The 4,289-nt window shown below is 69.6% G+C and carries 3 protein-coding genes; 2 read left to right on the top strand and 1 reads right to left on the bottom strand.

Annotated features, from left to right (window positions below; all coding sequences use genetic code 11):
• Positions 1-1,355: M3 family metallopeptidase (locus VIB55_RS13000; protein ID WP_331877079.1), on the bottom strand; the 1,355-nt coding region annotated here is incomplete at its 3' end.
• 499 nt (positions 1,356-1,854) lie between these two features.
• Between VIB55_RS13000 and metK the strand changes: the two genes are divergently transcribed.
• Complete coding sequence (metK, locus tag VIB55_RS12995) at positions 1,855-3,000, top strand: methionine adenosyltransferase (RefSeq protein ID WP_331877078.1); 1,146 nt, start codon at positions 1,855-1,857, stop codon at positions 2,998-3,000.
• Positions 3,001-3,534: 534 nt separating this feature from the next.
• The coding region (locus VIB55_RS12990; RefSeq protein WP_331877077.1) for an aminotransferase class I/II-fold pyridoxal phosphate-dependent enzyme at positions 3,535-4,289 on the top strand (755 nt) is incomplete at its 3' end.

Genomic DNA, 4,289 nt, shown 5'->3' with positions numbered 1-4,289 from the left:
TACCACAGCCCCACGTGCCGCCCGCTGGCCCGGTCCTTCACCTCCCACACACGCACGTCCTCGTGGTACACGGGCACGCCCGTCACGGGGGTGAAGGTGAAGCCGAACAGCTCGCCGGCCACCCAGAACATCCCCTCGCGGAGCCGCTCGAGCTGCAGGTACGGCTTGACCGCATTCGCGTCCAGGTCATACCGCGCCGTGCGGACGCGCTCGGCGTAGAAGCGGTAGTCCCACGGCTCGATGGTGATGCCGGCCCGCTCGGCGTTGGCCACGGCCTGCATGTCGGCTACTTCCTGGCGCACGCGGGCCACGGCCGGCGTCCACACCGCCTCCATCAGCTGCATGGCGCGCTCGGGCGTCGCGGCCATGGCGTTCTCCAGCCGCCAGTGCGCGTGCGTGGGGTAGCCGAGCAGGTTGGCCCGCTCGGCGCGCAGCTTCAGGATCTCGCGGATGATCTCGTGGTTGGCCGTGGCGCCCTCTTCGCCCCGGTTCACGAACATCTTCCACGCCCGTTCGCGCAGGTCGCGGCGGGTGCTGTAGGTGAGGAACGGGTCGATGGACGAGCGCGTGTTGTTGATCAGCCAGGCTCCCGGCATGCTGCGGGCGGTGGCCGCGGCGGCGGCGGCGTCGCGCAGGGACTGCGGAAGCCCCGCCAGCTCTGCCGTGTCGCGCAGGACGATGAACTGGTCGGTCTCGTCCTTCAGCACGTTCTGGCCGAAGTTCGTGTACAGCCCCGCCAGCCGCTGGTTGATCTGCGACAGGCGCGCCTTGGCGGTGGCATCCAGCCGGGCGCCCGCGCGGACGAAGTTGGTGTAGTAGCGCCACGCCAGCCGCTGCTGCTCCGGCGTCCAGCTGGACTTCTGGGGCGAGTTGTACACCGCCTCGATGCGGCGGAACAGCGCCTCGTTCTGCGTGATCCGGTCGCTGAACGCCGCCAGGCGCGGGGCCATGGTGCGCTCCACGGCCTGGAACTCCGGGCCGTTCATGGTGGAGCTCCACACGCCGTAGATGGTGCTCACCCGGTCCAGCGCAGCCCCGGCGCTTTCCATCGCGGCGAGGGTGTTCTCGAAGGTGGGCGCGGCGGGGTTGGCGGCGATGCGGTCGATTTCCGCCATCTGCTGCGCCATCGCCGCTTCCAGCGCCGGCTCGAAGTCCTGCACCCGCACCTGGTGAAAGGGCGGGACGCCGCCGTACGGGCCCGTCCACTCGGCCAGCAGCGGGTTGCCGGCGGCGCCGGGCACGGCCGCCTGGGCGGCGGGTTCGGGGATGGTCTCGTTGGTCTGCACGGTGGCGCATCCGGCGGCGGCGGTCGCAAGCACCAGCGCGGCGGTGCGGGAAAACAGGGAATCGCGCATTGTGTCCCAGGGTTCGGGCAATCTACCCGCGGCACCCGGTGCCGGGGTCCAGACAGACGGATACACTAACCGGAAACGTTTCGGCGGGGTAGATACGCGGAAGGGCCGCCCGCGTTCCGCCCGGGCCGCAGCTTCGCGGGCCCGGGCCGCATCGAGCCGCGTTCGCCGCCGCCACTTGCGCGATGGGCCGTTCGTGGCTATCATCCCGTCGCGCCTTCACGGGCGCCGCGGCGAGTTGTTGCGATTGCTCCGCGTTATAAATGTGCTAAAGCGCTCGGGGGGCCCCGGCGCATTCGCGTTCAGGGCCCCCTTTCGTTTTTGAGATCACTGGATTCCGGCCTGGCGCGGCAGCGCGCGGGCGGGGCGGGCGCTTTGAAGAGACAGCTTGGCGGGCCCGCCACGTAACGGAAGATCCGCCTAAAGCGTCGCGAGGGCCCGCCCGGCTGGATGGCGGGCCCTTTGCGCAATCCCCCAACACTGCTCTACCGCAGGAGAGCCGATGAGCACCGTGGTTACCGAGACCGAAGCGCCCGCCGCCGTAAGCTATACCTTTACCTCCGAGTCGGTGTCCGAGGGGCACCCCGACAAGGTGTGCGACTTCATCGCCGACAGCATCCTGGATGCCCACCTGGCCCAGGACCCTGCCAGCCGCGTGGCGTGCGAGGTGCTGGTCAAGGAAGACAACGTGGTGCTCGCCGGCGAGATCACCTCGTCCGTGCAGGTGGACTACGAGCAGGTGGTGCGCCAGGCCATCCGCGAGATCGGCTACGTGGATGCCGACCAGCCGTTCCACGCCGATACCGTGAAGATCATCTCCTTCCTTTCGGCGCAGGCCGCCGAGATCGCCCAGGGCGTGGACGAGGAGACCAGCGAGTCCGGCGAGCAGGGCGCCGGCGACCAGGGGATCATGTTCGGCTACGCGACCGCGGAGACGCCGGAGCTGATGCCGCTGCCCATCCTGCTCTCGCACCGCCTGGCCCGCTCGCTGGCCACGCACCGCAAGGGTGGGACGGTCGACTGGCTTCGCCCCGACAGCAAGACGCAGGTGTCGGTGGTCTACGAGGGCAACACCCCCGTGGCCGTCACCGACGTGCTGGTGAGCACGCAGCACGCCGCGGGCGTGTCGCGCGACGAGATCCGCCACCTGGTGGCCACCACCATCATCCCCGAGGCGCTGGGCCACTGGTACCACGACGACCTGCGGATCATGGTGAACCCCACGGGCAGCTTCGTGCAGGGCGGCCCCTCGGCCGACGCGGGCGTCACCGGGCGCAAGATCATCGTCGACACCTACGGCGGCATGGGGCGCCACGGCGGCGGCGCGTTCAGCGGCAAGGACCCGAGCAAGGTGGACCGCAGCGGCGCGTACTTCTGCCGCTTCGTGGCCCGCGAGATCGTCAAGGCGGGGCTGGCCCAGCGCGCCGAGGTGCAGGTGGCGTACGCCATCGGCGTGGCGCAGCCGGTGTCGGTAAAGGTCGACACCTTCGGCACGGGCGACGCCCGCGCGGCGGCCGAGTACGTGCGCGAGAACTTCGACTTCCGGCCGGGCGCCATCATCCAGCGCCTGGAGCTGCTGCAGCCCATCTACCGCAAGACCACCAACTACGGCCACTTCGGCAAGGCCGAGCTGCCCTGGGAGCGGTAGGACTCACGCTGGAACGGGAGTGGATCGAACGTCGCTCCCGCGCGTTGTCATTCTGAAGGAGGCCCCGGGCGGGCAGTAGCGGCCCGGTACGGGTTCAGCCGGGCCGACTGAAGAATCCGCCACGAGGCTGGTTTGGTGCGCTTCGGCAGGTGTGTGGCGGATTCCTCAGTCGCTGCCGGGTGACGGGCGGAGGCAGGCTGGGCGTGGCCGCTCCTTCGGAATGACATACGCGCCTGACCCAGGCCCCTTCGGGGGCCATGCTCGACGGGCGGCATCGTGCCGCGCGTGACCTGAACGAAAGATCGTGGGCAGACGATGGCGATTCGCGCCGTAGCGATGATGTGCATGTGCATGTGTCAGTGCGTCCTCCCCCCGGGAGAGACGGACGGGCGCGCACGTGCACGCAGGTCGCACGGATAGCGCGAGGATCGCCGGGCACAGCCCCGGACACCGATTCCACCCGCCCGGCCCTCTCCACTCACGGAGAGGGCCGGGCTTTTTTGTACCCATAGATCCGGAAGGGATCACACGAACATGAGCATCACCACCGAAGCAGAACGCAAGCTGGGCCTGGGCACGCGCGCCGTGCAGTCCGGGCAGGAGAGCGCCGATTCCGCCACGAACGCGCGGGCGGTGCCCATCTACGCCACCACGTCGTACGTGTTCAACGGGCCGGACCACGCGGCCAGCCTGTTCGGGCTCAAAGAGTTCGGGAACATCTACACCCGCATCATGAACCCCACGTCCGACGTCTTCGAGCGGCGCATCGCCGAGCTGGAGGGCGGCGTGGCGGCCGTGGCCACCAGCAGCGGCCAGAGCGCGCAGACGCTGGCGCTGCTCAACCTGGCGCAGGCCGGCGACAGCATCGTCGCCTCCTCCGCGCTGTACGGCGGCACCTTCACGCTGCTCAAGTACACGCTGGGCCGGCTGGGCATCACCACGCGTTTCGTGGACGGCAACGATCCGCAGGCGTTCGCCGACGCCATCGACGAGACCACGAAGGCCGTGTACGTGGAGACCATCGGCAACCCCAAGCTGGAGGTGCCCGACTTCCGCGCCATCGCCGACGTGGCGCACGCGGCCGGGGTGCCGCTGGTGGTGGACAACACCTTCGGCACGCCCTTCCTCAGCCGCCCCATCGAGCACGGCGCCGACATCGTCGTACACTCGGCTACGAAGTGGATCGGTGGGCACGGCACGGCCATCGGCGGCGTGGTCGTCGACGGGGGGACGTTCGATTGGGGCGCGTCGGAGCGCTTCCGCGGCTTCTACGTGGATCCGGAGTCGGC

This window comes from Longimicrobium sp. (assembly GCF_036554565.1).
GTDB lineage: Bacteria > Gemmatimonadota > Gemmatimonadetes > Longimicrobiales > Longimicrobiaceae > Longimicrobium.
Note: the sequence above shows the minus strand (reverse complement) of the source record. Positions and strands in the feature narration are given on the sequence as shown.

Excerpts from the sequence above, each read along its gene's own strand:
- metK (WP_331877078.1), top strand. The coding sequence starts at position 1,855 with ATGAGCACCGTGGTTACCGAGACCGAAGCGCCCGCCGCCGTAAGCTAT.